Genomic DNA, 14,719 nt, shown 5'->3' on the forward strand with positions numbered 1-14,719 from the left:
AGCCGTCTGTCATGGGCCACTACAAGTCGAATCTTCGCGACATCGAGTTCAACCTCTTCGAGGTCCTCGGCCGCGACAAGGCGTACGGCTCCGGCCCGTTCGCGGAGATGGACGTCGAGACCGCGAAGAGCGTCCTCTCGGAGATCACTCGCCTCTCGGAGAACGAGCTGGCCGAGTCCTTCGCGGACACCGACCGCAACCCGCCGGTCTTCGACCCGGAGACCAACACGGCTCCGATCCCGGCCTCGTTCAAGAAGAGCTACAAGGCCTTCATGGACGCCGAGTGGTGGCGTCTGGGCATCCCGGAGGAGATCGGCGGCACCACCGCGCCGCGCTCCCTGATCTGGGCGTACGCGGAGGCGATCCTCGGCTCCAACCCCGCCATCTGGATGTACTCCTCGGGCCCCGCGTTCGCGGGCATCCTCTTCGACGAGGGCACCGAGCAGCAGAAGCACATCGCGAAGCTCGCGGTGGAGAAGCAGTGGGGCTCCACCATGGTCCTCACCGAGCCCGACGCGGGCTCGGACGTGGGCGCCGGCCGCACCAAGGCCGTCCAGCAGGAGGACGGCTCCTGGCACATCGAGGGCGTCAAGCGCTTCATCACCTCGGGTGAGCACGACATGGCGGAGAACATCCTCCACTACGTCCTCGCCCGCCCCGAGGGCGCCGGCCCCGGCACCAAGGGCCTCTCCCTCTTCCTCGTGCCGAAGTACGAGTTCGACTTCGAGACCGGCGAGCTGGGCGAGCGCAACGGCGTCTACGCCACCAACGTCGAGCACAAGATGGGCCTCAAGGCCTCCAACACGTGCGAGATGACCTTCGGCGACAAGCACCCCGCCAAGGGCTGGCTCATCGGTGACAAGCACGACGGCATCCGCCAGATGTTCATGATCATCGAGTTCGCCCGGATGATGGTCGGCACGAAGGCCATCGCCACCCTCTCCACCGGCTACCTCAACGCGCTGGAGTACGCCAAGGAGCGCGTGCAGGGCCCGGACCTGGCGAACTTCATGGACAAGTCCGCGCCCAAGGTCACCATCACCCACCACCCCGACGTCCGCCGCTCGCTGATGACGCAGAAGGCGTACGCGGAGGGCATGCGCGCCCTCGTCCTCTACACCGCGACCGTCCAGGACGAGATCGCCGTCAAGGAGGCCGCGGGCGAGGACGCCAAGGCGCTGCACGGCCTCAACGACCTGCTGCTGCCCATCGTCAAGGGGTACGGCTCGGAGAAGTCCTACGAGCTGCTGTCCCACCAGTCGCTCCAGACCTTCGGCGGCTCCGGGTACCTCCAGGAGTACCCGATCGAGCAGTACATCCGGGACGCCAAGATCGACACCCTCTACGAGGGCACCACCGCCATCCAGGGCCAGGACTTCTTCTTCCGGAAGATCGTCCGCGACCAGGGCCAGGCGCTCACCACCCTCTCCGAGGAGATCAAGAAGTTCCTCGCCGAGGCCGCCGGCGGCGAGGAGCTCGCCGAGGCCCGCGAGAAGCTCGCGACGGCCGCGGTGGACCTGGAGGGCATCGTCGGCGCCATGCTGACCGACCTCGCCGCCACCGAGAAGGACGTCAAGTCCATCTACAAGGTGGGCCTGAACACCACCCGCCTGCTGATGGCCTCCGGTGACGTCGTCGTCGCCTACCTGCTCCTCAAGGGCGCGGCCGTGGCGGCCGAGAAGCTGCCGACCGCCTCCGCCAAGGACAAGGCCTTCTACACGGGCAAGATCGCGGCGGCGAAGTTCTTCGCCCACACGGTCCTGCCGGCCCTCGCCGTCGAGCGCGCGCTCGCCGAGTCCGTCGACCAGTCCCTGATGGAGCTGGACGAGGCCGCCTTCTAAGGAAGCCTTTCCCTTGAGCACCCGAGGGCAGGAGCCGGACGCGCAAAGCCCCGTCCGGCTCTTGCCCTGATCCTTATTCTGAGGCCATGAGCTCTGCGCACCGCTTCGACCGCGGCCACACCGACGACCTGATGTCCTTCCTCGCGGCCAGCCCCTCGCCGTACCACGTGGTGGCCAACACCGCGGAGCGGCTGGAGAAGGCCGGTTTCCGCGAGGTCATGGAGACCGACGCCTGGGACGGCCGCACCGGCGGGATGTACGTGCGCCGGGGCGGCGCCGTCATCGCCTGGTACGTGCCCGACGGGGCCACCCCGGCCACCCCGTTCCGCGTCGTCGGCGCGCACACCGACTCCCCCAACCTGCGGATCAAGCCCCTGCCCGACACGTCCTCGCACGGCTGGCGGCAGGTCGCCGTCGAGCTCTACGGCGGCACGCTGCTCAACACCTGGCTCGACCGCGACCTCGGCCTCTCCGGCCGGATCACCCTGAGCGACGGCAGCCACCGGCTCGTCAACGTCGACCGCCCGCTCATGCGCGTCCCGCAGCTCGCCATCCACCTCGACCGGGGGGTCAACCAGGACGGCCTCAAGCTCGACAAGCAGCGCCACATGACGCCCATCTGGGGCGTCGGCGAGGTGGGCCAGGGCGATCTGATCCGCTTCGTCGCCGAGGAGACCGGCGTCGCGGCCGATGAGATCCGCGGCTGGGACCTGATGCTGCACAGCGTCGAGGCGCCCGCCTACCTCGGCCGCGACCGCGAGCTGCTGGCCGGCCCGCGCATGGACAACCTGCTCTCCGTGCACGCCGGAATCGCCGCCCTCGTCGCCGCCTCCTCCTCCGCGAGCCTGCCGTACATCCCCGTGCTGGCCGCCTTCGACCACGAGGAGAACGGCAGCCAGTCCGACACCGGCGCCGAGGGCCCGCTGCTCGGCAACGTCCTGGAGCGCTCGGTCCTCTCCCGCGGCGGTACGTTCGAGGACCGGGCCCGCGCCTTCGCCGGCACGATCTGCCTGTCCTCCGACACCGGCCACGCCGTGCACCCCAACTACGCCGAGCGCCACGAGCCGGGCCACCACCCGATGCCCAACGGCGGCCCCATCCTCAAGGTCAACGTCAACCAGCGCTACGCCACCGACGGCGCCGGACGGGCCGTCTTCGCCGGCGCCTGCGAGCGGGCCGGGGTGCCGTGGCAGCACTTCGTCTCCAACAACTCCGTGGCGTGCGGCACCACCATCGGCCCGATCACCGCGGCGCGGCACGGCATCGCCACGGTCGACATCGGTGTGGCGATTCTCTCGATGCACTCCGCGCGCGAGCTCTGCGGCGCCGAGGACCCCCATCTTCTCGCCGCCGCACTGACCGCTTTCCTTGAGGGATGATCGCCGACTGATCGTTCTTGACTGATCGTTCTCGATGGTCGCTACCCGGGGCTGATATACAGCCCTCACACGTCATACGTCCGTCCCACCCCCCGGGGGAAGCACCATGACCACCCGCACCCTGCGGTTCGCCGTCACCGTCTCCGCGCTCACCGCCACGGCCGCCCTCGCGCTCACCGCCTGTGGCGGCTCGGACGGCGAGGAGACCAAGGCGGCCAAGGACGGGCAGGTCGCGGCCGACGCCGCCACCGGCGGGGAGGACCAGGGCGGGGAGACCACCTCGGACGACGAGAACGGCCAGGAGCAGGAGAAGGGCGACGCCTGCGGCCCCGGCACCGTGAAGATCGAGACCCGGGCCGTGAAGTCGCCCGTCAATCACGTCCTGCTGGTGGCGACGAACACCTCCAAGTCTCCCTGCACCGCCTACGGCTTCCCGTTCCTGCGCTTCGACCAGGACCAGGCCACGGCGATCGCGGTCGAGGAGAGCAAGCCGAAGGGCAAGGTCACGATCGCCCCGGGCAAGTCGGCCTACGCGGGGGTGCTGGCCTCCGCCGCGGACGGCTCGGGCGGCACCGGCCGGGACGCCAAGCAGCTGTCGGTCACCTTCCAGACCCCGGGCGGCGACCCCCTCGCCGGCGACCCGTCCTCGGCACCCGCGCCGGGTGGCTCGCTGCACGTGGACGACTCGGCGCGCACGACGTACTGGCTCGACGCGGAGGACGCCGCCCTGAAGTGGTGATCCCAGGGGCCCTGGCTGACGGCCGGGGCCCCGGGATGACGGCGGGGACGGATACCGGGCTCCCGGTGGCCTCCGGGTTCCGTCCGGGCTCCGTCCGGGCTCCTCCCCCTACCCGTCCAGCCCCGCCAGCACCAGCGGCAGCCGGTCCGCGCCGCCGGGGGCCACCCGCACGGGGACGCCCCAGTCCTGCTGGTGGACGTGGCACGCCGGGTACTCGTTCTCGGGGTCGTCGTCGCAGGACGCCGCCATGGCCGAGACGTGCAGGACGCCTTCTATCACCCCGTCCGCGAGCCGCAGCTCACGGCTGAGGTCCGTGCCCTTCCCGGCGCCCTCCGCGAGGAGCTCCGGCGGGGTGGAGCTGACCAGCAGCCGCGTCGACGGCCCGTAGCGGGTGTCGAGCTTCTGCCCGGCGGGCGCCTGGAAGACCACGTCCAGCCGGAGCGCGCCCGGGGCGATCTCCGTGGCCTCGCGCCGGGTGCGGTGGGCGACGGACTCCACCCGCACCGCCTCCTCCGGCAGCCGCAGCCGCGTCAGCCGGTGCCGGGCTGACTCGACCACGACGATGTCCTCACCGACGAGGACGGCGTCCGAGGGCTCCCGCAGATCCGTCGCCAGCGTCGACACCTCGCCCGTCGCCGGGTCGTAGCGGCGCAGCGCGTGGTTGTAGGTGTCGGAGACGGCCACCGAGCCGTCGGGCAGGGCGGTGACGCCGAGGGGGTGCTGGAGGAGGGCCTGGGCGGCGTCGCCGTCGCGGTGGCCGAAGTCGAAGAGGCCGGCACCCACGGCGGTGCGCACCGTGCCCTCGCGGTCGACCCAGCGCAGCGCGGACGTCTCGGAGTCGGCGAGCCAGAGCCGCTCGCCGTCGGCGGAGGCCGCGAGCCCCGAGGGCTGGGCGAACCACGCCTCGGCGGCGGGGCCGTCCACCAGGCCCTCGTTGGTCGTCCCGGCGGCGACACGGACGGTGCCGGCCTCCGGGTCGTACGTCCACAGCTGGTGGACGCCCGCCATGGCGATCCAGACGCGGCCGTCGAACCAGGCGACGTCCCAGGGGGAGGAGAGGTCGACCTCGCGGGCCGGGCCGTCCGTCGGCGAGCCCTGCCACCACTGCTTCCCGGTGCCGGCGACGGTCGTCACGGCGCCGGTGGCGGGGTCGTAGGCGCGCAGCGCGTGGTTGACGGTGTCGGCGACGATCACCGTGCCGTCGGGCAGCAGGGCGAGGCCCTGGGGCTCGCTGAAGGCGGCGGTGGCGGCCGGGCCGTCGACGAGGCCGCGCTCGCCGGTGCCGACGCGGCGGACGACGGTCTCGCCGTCGGCGGCGAACTCGACGAGCTGGTGCCGGGTGGAGTCGGAGACGAGGAAGCCGCCGTCGGGCAGCAGCAGGGCCTTGCCGGGGAAGCGCAGGTCGCCGGCGACCGGCTCGGGGGCGACGTAGGGGCCGTCGCCGCGCCGCAGGGTGCCCTTGGCGTCGTGGGCCTCCTCCAGCTCCTCGACCAGCGTGGCGAGGGCGTGGGCGTGGCCCTCGCCGGCGTGCTGGGCGACGACGTAGCCCTCGGGGTCGATGACGACGAGCGTGGGCCAGGCCCGGACCGCGTACTGCTTCCAGGTGGCGAGCTCGGGGTCGTCGAGGACGGGGTGGTGGACCCCGTAGCGCTCCACGGCGTCGACGACGGCCTGGTGGTCGGCCTCGTGGACGAACTTCGGCGAGTGGACACCGATGATCACCACGGTGTCGCGGTGCTTCTCCTCGAGCTCGCGGAGCTCGTCCAGGACGTGCAGGCAGTTCACACAGCAGAACGTCCAGAAATCCAGTATCACGATGCGACCCCGCAGATCGGCGAGGGTCAGGGCGGTGCCGCCGGTGTTCAGCCAGCCGCCTTTTCCGGTCAGTTCAGGGGCGCGGACGCGAGCGTGAGAAGCAGCCATGCGTCCATCCAACAACATCGGACCCGGCGGTCTTCCACAGGCGACCCGGCGAAGTATGAATATCCGATGAAACGCCGCATCCGGGGGACCCCGGGAATCGTCTGAACCGCGGGAATCGTGTGAACCTCGGAAATCGTGTGAGCCTCGGGAATCCCCGGGAATCCCGGGGAATCCCGGGGAATCCCGGGCTATCGCCCGAGCACGCGGTCCTTCAGCGCCGGAAATTCCTCGCGGACCATGTCGACCCGCGCCGGATCCAGGTCGACGGTCAGCACCTCCTCGTCCGGGCCCGCCTCCGCCAGGACCTCGCCCCACGGGCCGACGACGATGCTGTGGCCGGCCTGCTCGACGCCCGCGTGGGTGCCCGCCGTGCCGCAGGCGAGGACATAGGACTGGTTCTCCACGGCCCGTGCGCGGGCGAGCAGGGTCCAGTGCTCCCGGCGGCGCTCCGGCCAGCCCGCCGGGACGACGAAGAGCCGCGAGCCCGCGTCGACCAGGGCCCGGAACAGCTCGGGGAAGCGCAGGTCGTAGCAGGTCGCCAGGCCCAGCGTGGCCTTCGGGTGGGGCACGGTGACGGGGTCGGTACCCGCGCTCATCAGGACCGCCTCGCCCTTGTCGAAGCCGAAGCGGTGGATCTTCCGGTACGTGCGGACGAGCGCGCCGTCGGGCGAGAAGACGAGCGAGGTGTTGAACAGGGCCCCGTCGGCGGCCCGTTCGACGATCGAGCCCGCGTGCAGCCAGACGCCCGCGTCCCGGGCGGCCGCCGCCATGACCTCGGCCGTGGGGCCGTCGAGGGGCTCGGCCTCGGTGGTGAAGGACTCGAAGGCGAAGGCGCCGACGGGCCAGAGCTCCGGGAGCACCACGAGATCGCTGTCGCCCAGCGACCGGACGAGACCGGCGGCGCGCTCGCGGCGCGCGGCGACCGGTTCGAACGGATCGACATCGAACTGGACCAGGGAAGCGCGCACAGTACCACCACTCTCCGCATGCGTCACACGAAACCTCTGCCGTGGCGACCGTCCGCAGCGTAACTTAACGAGTGAGAACCCCGACAGCCTCGCTCGCCCAGCGGCCCGCCGCTAGCCCGCCGCGGCCCGCCGTCGCCCGTCACCCGCCACGTCACCGCAGCCGCCGCCCAGCACCGCCGAGGGATCCGCCCGTGACAGTCCACCCCAGCCTTCAGCCCGCGATCGACGCCTGGACCCAATCCATCGAATCCGTGCACGAGTTGGTCAACCCCCTGGCCGAGAGTGACTGGAACCGGGCCACCGAGTGTCCCGGCTGGTCCGTCCGGGACGTGGTCTCGCACATCATCGGCGTGGAGTGCGAAATGCTGGGCGAGCCACGGCCGATCCACACCCTCCCGCGCGATCTCCGGCACGTCACCGATGAGTTCTCGCGCTACATCGAGGTCCAGGTGGATGTGCGGCGCTGCCACACGGCGCCGGAGATGACCTCGGAGCTGGATTACACGATCATCCGGCGGTCCCGGCAGTTGCGCAACGAGCACCGCTCCCCCCAGGCGGCCGTCCGCTGGCCGCTGGGCGGTGGCAGCGAGCGAACGCTCGAACGGACGCTGGCCATGCGGGCCTTCGACGTCTGGGCCCACGAACAGGATCTCCGGCGCGCCCTGGGCGTCCCCGGCAACCTCGACTCGCCCGCCGCCGTCATCGCCCGGGACATGCTGCTGGCGGCGCTGCCCCAGGTGGTGGCCCAGGACGCGGGGGCGCGGCCGGGTACGACGGTGGCCTTCGACGTGCACGGTCCGCTGGAGTTCCTGCGCACCGTGCGGGTCGGCCCGCAGGGCAGGGGAACGATCGACGGCAGCGTCTCCCTGGGGCCTACGGCGACGCTGATCCTGGACTGGGAGACGTATGTGCGCCTCGCGTGCGGGCGCGTCCGGGCGGAGACGGTTGCCGACCGGATCAAGACCGAGGGCGATCAGGAACTGGCGTGGTCGGTCCTCCGGGAGTTCGCGGTCACCCCCTGAGACCGTAAGGCCGCTCAGGCGCGCAGCCCACCGCCCTCGTTGTCCCGCACCGGTACGTGCACGGTCGTCACGCGCGACGCCACGATCCGTTCCCGCTCGCGCCGCAGCGCCGGGCCGCGCAGCAGCAGGATCCGCGACAGCCCCAGCGCCTGGAGGACGAAGACGGCGCAGAAGGCGATCCGGTAGCTGCCGCCGGTGGCGTCCAGCAGGACGCCCACGACCAGCAGGGTCGTGATGGTGGCGAGGAAGCCGCCCATGTTGACGATGCCGGAGGCGGTGCCCTGGCGGTCGGGCGGGTTCGCGGGACGGCCGAAATCGAAGCCGATCATGGAGGCCGGGCCGCAGGCGCCGAGCACCACGCACAGGGTGACCAGCAGCCACAGCGGCGCGTGCGCCCCGGGCCAGGAGAGGACCGCCGCCCACAGCAGGGCCGTCGCCGCCAGCGTGCCGAGCGCGAGGGGCAGCCGGGCCTCGTGGTGGCGGGCGACGACCTGCCCATAGACCAGGCCGACGCCCATGTTGGACAGGACCACGAGCGTCAGCAGGGTGCCCGCCGTGTCCCTGTCCAGCCCCTGGGCCTCCACCAGGAACGGCATGCCCCACAGCAGCAGGAAGACCATCGCGGGGAACTGGGTGGTGAAGTGCGTCCACAGGCCCAGCCGGGTGCCGGGCTCCCGCCACGCCCCCACGAGCTGCCTCCGCACCGCACCCTTGCCGGGGCGGGGGCCGGGGGCGGGCTCGTACCCCTCGGGATGATCCTTCAGGAAGAGCAGGAGCAGGGCCAGGGCGACGAGACCGGCGGCCGCGCTGCCCGCGAAGGCCGGGGTCCAGCCGATGTCGTGGAGCAGCCGGGACAGGACCAGGGTCGAGACGAGGTTGCCGCCCATCCCGATGAGCGCCGCGACCTGCGCGATCATCGGGCCCCTGCGGGCGGGGAACCAGCGGGCGCCCAGCCGCAGCACGCTGATGAAGGTCATGGCGTCGCCGCAGCCCAGCAGGGCCCTGCAGGCGAGCGCCGCGCCGTAGGAATGGGCGAACGCGAAACCGAGCTGGCCGGTGGTGAACAGCACCGCGCCCAGCGCGAGCACCCTCCTGGTGCCCATCCGGTCGACCATCAGGCCGACGGGTATCTGCATGCCCGCGTAGACGAGCAGTTGGAGTATGGAGAACGTCGACAGCGCCGAGGCGCCGACGTGGAAGCGGTCGGCGGCGTCGATGCCGGCGACCCCCAGGCTGGTGCGGAAGATGATCGCGACGAAGTAGACGGTGACGCCGACGCCCCAGACGACCATGGCCCGGCGGCCACCGGGTGGATCGCCGGGCAGTCCCGGTGCGGCGCCCCCGCCGGCGCTCACCGGGTCTCCCCTCGGGCGAGGTTGCGCACCCAGCTGACGTGCCGGTGGACGATGTCCGTCGCCGCCTCGGCGTCTCCGGTGCGCAGGGCGGTGAGGATCTCGGTGTGCTCGGCGATGTTCTTGGCGATCCGGTCGGGGTGGGCGTGCATCACGGCCACGCCCATCCGCAGCTGCCGGTCGCGCAGCTGCTCGTAGAGGTCCGAGAGGATGCGGTTGCCGGCGCTGCGCACGATCTCCGCGTGGAAGGCGCGGTCGCTGCGGGAGACGGCGTTCAGATCGCCCGCCGCGGCCTGTTCCCGCATGTCGTCCACCAGTTCCTCCAGCCGGGCGATCAGCGCCGGCGGGGCCGGTACGGCCTTGCCCGCCGCGTACTTCTCGACCAGCAGCCGGGTCTCCACCACATCCGCGATCTCCTGTGCGGACACGGCCAGCACGAGCGCCCCCTTCTTCGGGTAGAGCTTGAGCAGCCCCTCCCCCTCCAGCCGCAGCAGCGCCTCGCGCACCGGGGTCCGGGAGACCCCGACGGCCTGCGCCAGATCGCCTTCGGTGAGGAGCGTGCCGCCTTCGTAACGCCGTTGCAGTACGGCGTCCTTCACATGCGCGTAGACACGGTCGGCGGCGGCGGGACGTCTGCTCTGGACGGTGGGGGCGCTCGGCATGCGCACAGCATAGATACAACACAGATGCGTGATGAGACCCTGTCCGCGATACGGACGATCGTCCGTCTAGGAGCCGGCCCCGGCGCACCGGCGAAACGTCACCTCGGGACGCCCGCCCAACCGTCCGCCGGAGTGATGAAGACGAAGCGCAGATCCGTGCGCTGTATGGGCAGCAGCACATGGCTGGTCACGCGGACCTCGGCGTGCCCGTGGTACGGCAGGCGCAGCCGGAAGTCATGGCCGTCGCGGTGCTCGACCACGTCGTGCTCCTCGGCCCAGATACGGCGGCAGTCGGCGTCGGAGTCGAGGATCTCCTGGACGAGGGCGCGCAGTTCGGCGTTGCCGGGGTTGCTGTTGGCGGCGACGCGGAGCATGGCGAGGTAGACGCGGGCGCAGGCGTCCTCCCAGTCGAGCATCTGCTCGCGGGCCTCGGGCTCGAGGAGCGCCCAGCGCATCAGATTGGGGCGGGGGCGCAGGACCCAGGGGAACCACTCGCCCATGAGGGCGTTGGCGGCGACGACGTTCCAGGCGCCGTCGGAGAGGTAGGCGGGGTAGGTGACCTGCTGGTGGAGGAGGGTCTGGACGCCTCGGGGGAGATCCGTGCGGTCGCGCCCGGCCTCGGGCGGGCGGCGGCCGGAGACGGCCAGGAAGAGGGTGAGCGTCTCCGCCTCGCTGAGCCGGAGGGCTTCGGCGACCCTCAGCAGAAACCTTTCGGAGAAGTCCTGCCGACGGCCGGCCTCCAGCGCGCGGTACCAGCCCTCGCTGACGCCGGTCATCCGCGCGACATGCGCCTGCGAAAGCCGACGCCCCGGTCTGGGAAATATCCCGCGCAGCTCGCGGACCGTCCGCGCGTCGACGCGGCCCCGCCAGGCCCGGAGCAGACGGCTGATGGATTCACCGTCGTCCGCGCGGTCCACCGCGGCCTTCAAAGCGGCCTCCCAATCCGACAGTGCAAGTGTCGGTCAATCTTAAGTAAATTGCCCAGCACGGGCCATTCCACCCTCTGCCAGGGTGATGCCCCGAGGCCGCTCCGCACACGGACAGAGGGCCCGGACGCCATGCTCTCTCCTCACTGGAGGGGGGTGAGGAGAGAGCGTCCGGGCCCTCTGTCCTGTACGTGACCTGTCGGCTCGTCCGCCCGTTTTCCGGACCGCCGAGCCGGTTTTAAATGGTCTATGAACGCATCTCCGGAAGCCCCTGAGCTTCCGGAGACGGTCCGGTCACGCCCAGGTGATCAGGCGCTTGGGGTCCTCCAGGACGGCGGCGATGTCCGCGAGGAAGCGGGAGCCGAGCTCGCCGTCGATCAGGCGGTGGTCGAAGGAGAGCGCCAGCGTGGTGACATGACGCGGCTTGACCTTGCCCTTGTGGACCCACGGCTGGAGCTTGACCGCGCCGAAGGCCAGGATCGCGGACTCGCCCGGGTTGAGAATGGGCGTACCGGTGTCGACGCCGAAGACGCCGACGTTGGTGATGGTGATGGTGCCGCCGGACATGTCCGCCGGGGACGTCTTCCCCTCGCGCGCGGTGGCCACGAGGTCGGACAGCGAACGCGAGAGCTCCGGGAGCGCCTTTTCCTGCGCGTCCTTGATGTTCGGCACGATCAGCCCGCGCGGCGTCGCCGCCGCGATGCCCAGGTTGACGTAGTGCTTGAGGACGATCTCCTGGTTCTCCTCGTCCCAGGCCGCGTTGACGCCCGGGTTGCGCTTGACCGCCACGAGCAGGGCCTTGGCGACGAGCAGCAGCGGGTTGACGCGCAGACCGGCCATGTCGGGGTCGGCCTTGAGCTTCTGGACGAGCTTCATCGTGCGGGTGACGTCGACGGTGACGAACTCCGTGACGTGCGGCGCGGTGAAGGCGCTGGCGACCATCGCCTGGGCGGTGACCTTGCGGACGCCCTTGACGGGGATCCGGGTCTCCCGCGCGCCGCTCGCGACGGGCGCGGCGACGGCGGCGGGGGCCACGGCCTCCGCGGCCGGCTCGGCGACGGCCTGGCTCCCGGCGGTCAGCGCGGCGTGGACGTCCTCCCGGGTGACGACCCCGCCGGGACCGGTCGGCACGACCGCGGTCAGGTCGACGCCGAGGTCCTTGGCGAGCTTGCGCACCGGAGGTTTGGCCAGCGGACGAGCACCAACGGGCGACGCGGGCGCGGCGGCCACCGGAGCAGCCGCCGGAGCGGGCTCCGGCGCGGCCGGGGCGACGGGCGCGGCGGGGGCGGCCGCGTGTCCGTTGAGCTCGGCCTGGATCGCGGCGGCGACGGTCGTGCCCGTCGCGGCGGCGGGCGCCTTGCGCGGCCGGCGCTTGGTCGAGGACGGGGCGGCGCCGTAGCCGACCAGCACGGCCTGACGGCCCTGCTGCTCCGGCTCGGGCTCCTCGGTGGCGGCCGGGGCCGCCGCCGGGGCCTCCTCCGCGGGCCCCGCGCCGGGCTGGGTGTCCACCGAGATGATCACCTGGCCGACGTCCACCGTCGTGCCCTCGCCGAAGCGCAGCTCGTGCACCACGCCGTCGAACGGGATCGGCAGCTCCACGGCCGCCTTGGCGGTCTCGACCTCGCAGACCACCTGCCCGTCGGCGACCGTGTCGCCGACGTTCACGTACCACTTGAGGATCTCGGCCTCGGTCAGTCCCTCGCCGACGTCCGGCATCTTGAACTCACGGAAGCGCTGGGTGTTAGCGGTCATCGTCACGACTCTTCCTCGTCCCTAGTACGCCAGCGCGCGGTCGACGGAGTCGAGCACACGGTCCAGGCCCGGCAGGTACTCGTCCTCCAGCCGGGACGGCGGGTAGGGGGCGTGGTAGCCGCCGACCCGCAGGACGGGGGCCTCCAGGTGGTAGAAGCAGCGCTCGGTGATCCGGGCGGCGATCTCGGCGCCCGAGCCGAAGAAGACGGGCGCCTCGTGGACGACGACCAGCCGGCGGGTCTTCTCCACCGAACGCTGGATCGCGTCGAAGTCGATGGGCGAGATCGACCGGAGGTCCACGACCTCCAGCGACTTGCCCTCCTCAGCGGCCGCCGCGGCGGCCTCCAGACACGTCTTGACCATCGGGCCGTAGGCCACCAGCGTCAGGTCCGTGCCCTCGCGCACCGTGCGCGCGGCGTGCAGCGGACCGGGGATCGCGGCCGTGTCGACCTCGGCACGGTCGTGGTAGCGCCGCTTGGGCTCGAAGTAGATGACCGGGTCGTCGCTCTGGATGGCCTGCTGCATCATCCAGTAGGCGTCGGCGGAGTTCGACGGCGACACGATCTTCAGACCGGCCACGTGCGCGAACAGCGACTCCGGCGACTCGCTGTGGTGCTCCACCGCGCCGATCGCGCCGCCGTAGGGGATGCGGATGACGACGGGCAGCTTGATCTTGCCGAGCGCGCGGGCGTGCATCTTCGCCAGCTGCGTGACGATCTGGTCGTACGCGGGGAAGACGAAACCGTCGAACTGGATCTCCACCACCGGCCGGTAGCCGCGCAGCGCCATGCCGATCGCGGTGCCGACGATGCCGGACTCCGCCAGCGGCGTGTCGATGACGCGGTCCTCGCCGAAGTCCTTCTGGAGGCCGTCGGTGACCCGGAAGACGCCGCCGAGCTTGCCGACGTCCTCACCCATGATCAGGACCTTGGGGTCGGTCTCCAGGGCGGTCCGCAGGGAGGCGTTGATCGCCTTGGCGATCGTGAGCTTCTCGACGCTCATGGCTAGTTGGTCTCCTCTGCGAACGAAGCCTGGTACGCGGCGAACTGGGCGCGCTCCTCGTCGACCAGCGCGTGGCCGTCGGCGTAGGTGTGCTCGAACATCGCCATGTGGTCGGGGTCGGGCATGGCGCGCACGGTGTCGCGGACCCGCTTGGCGAGCGCGTCGCTCTCGGTCTCCAGGCCGGCGAAGAACTCCTCGTCGGCCAGGCCCTCGCGCTCCAGGTGGGCGCGCAGGCGCAGGATCGGGTCCTTCGCCTCCCACAGCTCCCGCTCCTCGTCGCGGCGGTAGCGGGTGGGGTCGTCGGAGGTGGTGTGGGCGCCCATGCGGTAGGTGAACGCCTCGATCAGCATCGGGCCCTCGCCGGTGCGGGCGCGGTCCAGGGCGGCCTTGGTGACGGCCAGGACGGCCAGCACGTCGTTGCCGTCGACCCGGACGCCGGGGAAGCCGTAGCCCTGCGCACGCTGGAAGAGCGGGACGCGGGTCTGCTTCTCGGTGGGCTCGGAGATGGCCCACTGGTTGTTCTGGCAGAAGAAGACCACCGGCGCGTTGTAGACGGCGGCGAAGGTGAAGGCCTCGGCCACGTCGCCCTGGCTGGAGGCGCCGTCGCCGAAGTAGGCGATCACGGCGGAGTCCGCGCCGTCCTTGGCGACGCCCATCGCGTAGCCGGTGGCGTGGAGCGCCTGGGAGCCGATGACGATCGTGTAGAGGTGGAAGTTGTTCTCGTTGGGGTCCCAGCCGCCGTGGTTCACGCCGCGGAACATGCCCAGCAGGTTCGTGGGGTCGACCCCGCGGCACCAGGCGACGCCGTGCTCGCGGTAGGTCGGGAAGACGTAGTCGTCGTCGCGGGTGGCCCGGCCGGAGCCGATCTGCGCGGCCTCCTGGCCCAGCAGCGAGGCCCACAGGCCCAGTTCGCCCTGCCGCTGCAGGGTCGTCGCCTCGCCGTCGAAGCGACGGGTCAGCACCATGTCGCGGTACAGGCCCCGCAGTTCCTCGGGCGACAGGTCGATGGAGTAGTCCGGGTGCTCGACCCGCTCGCCTTCCGGCGTCAGCAGCTGTACGAGCTCGGGCTCGCCGGTGGCCTTCTTGGCCACGGCGCGCTTGCCGCCGCTGCGTCGCGACTTGCGCGCGGCAGTGCTGTCCACGGTCACGTGTG

General features: G+C 71.5%; 12 protein-coding genes. 4 read left to right on the forward strand and 8 right to left on the reverse strand.

Annotated elements, in window-relative coordinates:
- Positions 1 to 11 precede the first annotated feature (11 nt).
- The 3 genes from EKH77_RS15605 (at position 12) to EKH77_RS15615 (ending at position 3,959) form a co-directional block, all read left to right on the forward strand.
- Positions 12 to 1,841 carry an acyl-CoA dehydrogenase gene (locus tag EKH77_RS15605; protein WP_126914971.1) on the forward strand — a complete coding sequence of 610 codons (1,830 nt, stop codon included), beginning with the start codon at positions 12 to 14 and terminating at the stop codon, positions 1,839 to 1,841.
- A gap of 86 nt (positions 1,842 to 1,927) precedes the next feature.
- Positions 1,928 to 3,220, forward strand: coding sequence for a M18 family aminopeptidase (locus EKH77_RS15610; RefSeq protein WP_126914972.1), 1,293 nt, complete (start codon positions 1,928 to 1,930; stop codon positions 3,218 to 3,220).
- A 106-nt stretch (positions 3,221 to 3,326) separates the two neighbouring features.
- Positions 3,327 to 3,959, forward strand: coding sequence for a DUF4232 domain-containing protein (locus EKH77_RS15615; protein WP_126914973.1), 633 nt, complete (start codon positions 3,327 to 3,329; stop codon positions 3,957 to 3,959).
- Between the two features lie 108 nt (positions 3,960 to 4,067).
- On the opposite strand, the gene EKH77_RS15620 is transcribed toward EKH77_RS15615, so the two are convergent.
- Positions 4,068 to 5,882: an NHL domain-containing thioredoxin family protein gene (locus EKH77_RS15620; protein ID WP_206279856.1), complete on the reverse strand. Its 1,815-nt coding sequence runs from the start codon at positions 5,880 to 5,882 to the stop codon at positions 4,068 to 4,070.
- A 188-nt stretch (positions 5,883 to 6,070) separates the two neighbouring features.
- Positions 6,071 to 6,850, reverse strand: coding sequence for a carbon-nitrogen family hydrolase (locus tag EKH77_RS15625; protein ID WP_126914975.1), 780 nt, complete (start codon positions 6,848 to 6,850; stop codon positions 6,071 to 6,073).
- Positions 6,851 to 7,041: 191 nt separating this feature from the next.
- On the opposite strand from EKH77_RS15625, the gene EKH77_RS15630 reads away from it, so the two are divergent.
- Positions 7,042 to 7,872 (forward strand): maleylpyruvate isomerase family mycothiol-dependent enzyme, encoded by an 831-nt coding sequence (locus tag EKH77_RS15630; RefSeq protein WP_126914976.1) that lies wholly within the window; start codon positions 7,042 to 7,044, stop codon positions 7,870 to 7,872.
- A 14-nt stretch (positions 7,873 to 7,886) separates the two neighbouring features.
- Here the strand turns inward: EKH77_RS15630 and EKH77_RS15635 are convergent, their stop codons facing one another.
- From EKH77_RS15635 to pdhA, 6 genes are all read right to left on the reverse strand, one after another.
- Positions 7,887 to 9,164 carry an MFS transporter gene (locus tag EKH77_RS15635; protein ID WP_126918086.1) on the reverse strand — a complete coding sequence of 426 codons (1,278 nt, stop codon included), beginning with the start codon at positions 9,162 to 9,164 and terminating at the stop codon, positions 7,887 to 7,889.
- Between the two features lie 59 nt (positions 9,165 to 9,223).
- The gene (locus tag EKH77_RS15640) at positions 9,224 to 9,886 is read right to left on the reverse strand and encodes a GntR family transcriptional regulator (RefSeq protein WP_126914977.1); all 663 of its coding nucleotides are present in this window, start codon (positions 9,884 to 9,886) and stop codon (positions 9,224 to 9,226) included.
- A 98-nt stretch (positions 9,887 to 9,984) separates the two neighbouring features.
- Complete coding sequence (locus EKH77_RS15645) at positions 9,985 to 10,815, reverse strand: helix-turn-helix transcriptional regulator (protein ID WP_126914978.1); 831 nt, start codon at positions 10,813 to 10,815, stop codon at positions 9,985 to 9,987.
- Between the two features lie 291 nt (positions 10,816 to 11,106).
- On the reverse strand, positions 11,107 to 12,564 hold the full coding sequence (locus EKH77_RS15650; RefSeq protein WP_126918087.1) for a dihydrolipoamide acetyltransferase family protein: 1,458 nt from the start codon (positions 12,562 to 12,564) through the stop codon (positions 11,107 to 11,109).
- Positions 12,565 to 12,585: 21 nt separating this feature from the next.
- Complete coding sequence (locus tag EKH77_RS15655; protein WP_126914979.1) at positions 12,586 to 13,566, reverse strand: alpha-ketoacid dehydrogenase subunit beta; 981 nt, start codon at positions 13,564 to 13,566, stop codon at positions 12,586 to 12,588.
- 2 nt (positions 13,567 to 13,568) lie between these two features.
- The gene (gene pdhA, locus EKH77_RS15660) at positions 13,569 to 14,714 is read right to left on the reverse strand and encodes a pyruvate dehydrogenase (acetyl-transferring) E1 component subunit alpha (RefSeq protein ID WP_126914980.1); all 1,146 of its coding nucleotides are present in this window, start codon (positions 14,712 to 14,714) and stop codon (positions 13,569 to 13,571) included.
- Positions 14,715 to 14,719 lie beyond the last annotated feature (5 nt).

Origin of the sequence: Streptomyces luteoverticillatus (genome assembly GCF_003970715.1) — a bacterium.
GTDB lineage: Bacteria > Actinomycetota > Actinomycetes > Streptomycetales > Streptomycetaceae > Streptomyces > Streptomyces abikoensis.

Coding starts and splice junctions, on each gene's coding strand:
- EKH77_RS15605 (WP_126914971.1), top strand. CDS start 12: ATGGGCCACTACAAGTCGAATCTTCGCGACATCGAGTTCAACCTCTTC.
- EKH77_RS15610 (WP_126914972.1), top strand. CDS start 1,928: ATGAGCTCTGCGCACCGCTTCGACCGCGGCCACACCGACGACCTGATG.
- EKH77_RS15615 (WP_126914973.1), top strand. CDS start 3,327: ATGACCACCCGCACCCTGCGGTTCGCCGTCACCGTCTCCGCGCTCACC.
- EKH77_RS15620 (WP_206279856.1), bottom strand. CDS start 5,882: ATGGCTGCTTCTCACGCTCGCGTCCGCGCCCCTGAACTGACCGGAAAA.
- EKH77_RS15635 (WP_126918086.1), bottom strand. CDS start 9,164: ATGGTCGTCTGGGGCGTCGGCGTCACCGTCTACTTCGTCGCGATCATC.
- EKH77_RS15640 (WP_126914977.1), bottom strand. CDS start 9,886: ATGCCGAGCGCCCCCACCGTCCAGAGCAGACGTCCCGCCGCCGCCGAC.
- EKH77_RS15650 (WP_126918087.1), bottom strand. CDS start 12,564: ATGACCGCTAACACCCAGCGCTTCCGTGAGTTCAAGATGCCGGACGTC.
- EKH77_RS15655 (WP_126914979.1), bottom strand. CDS start 13,566: ATGAGCGTCGAGAAGCTCACGATCGCCAAGGCGATCAACGCCTCCCTG.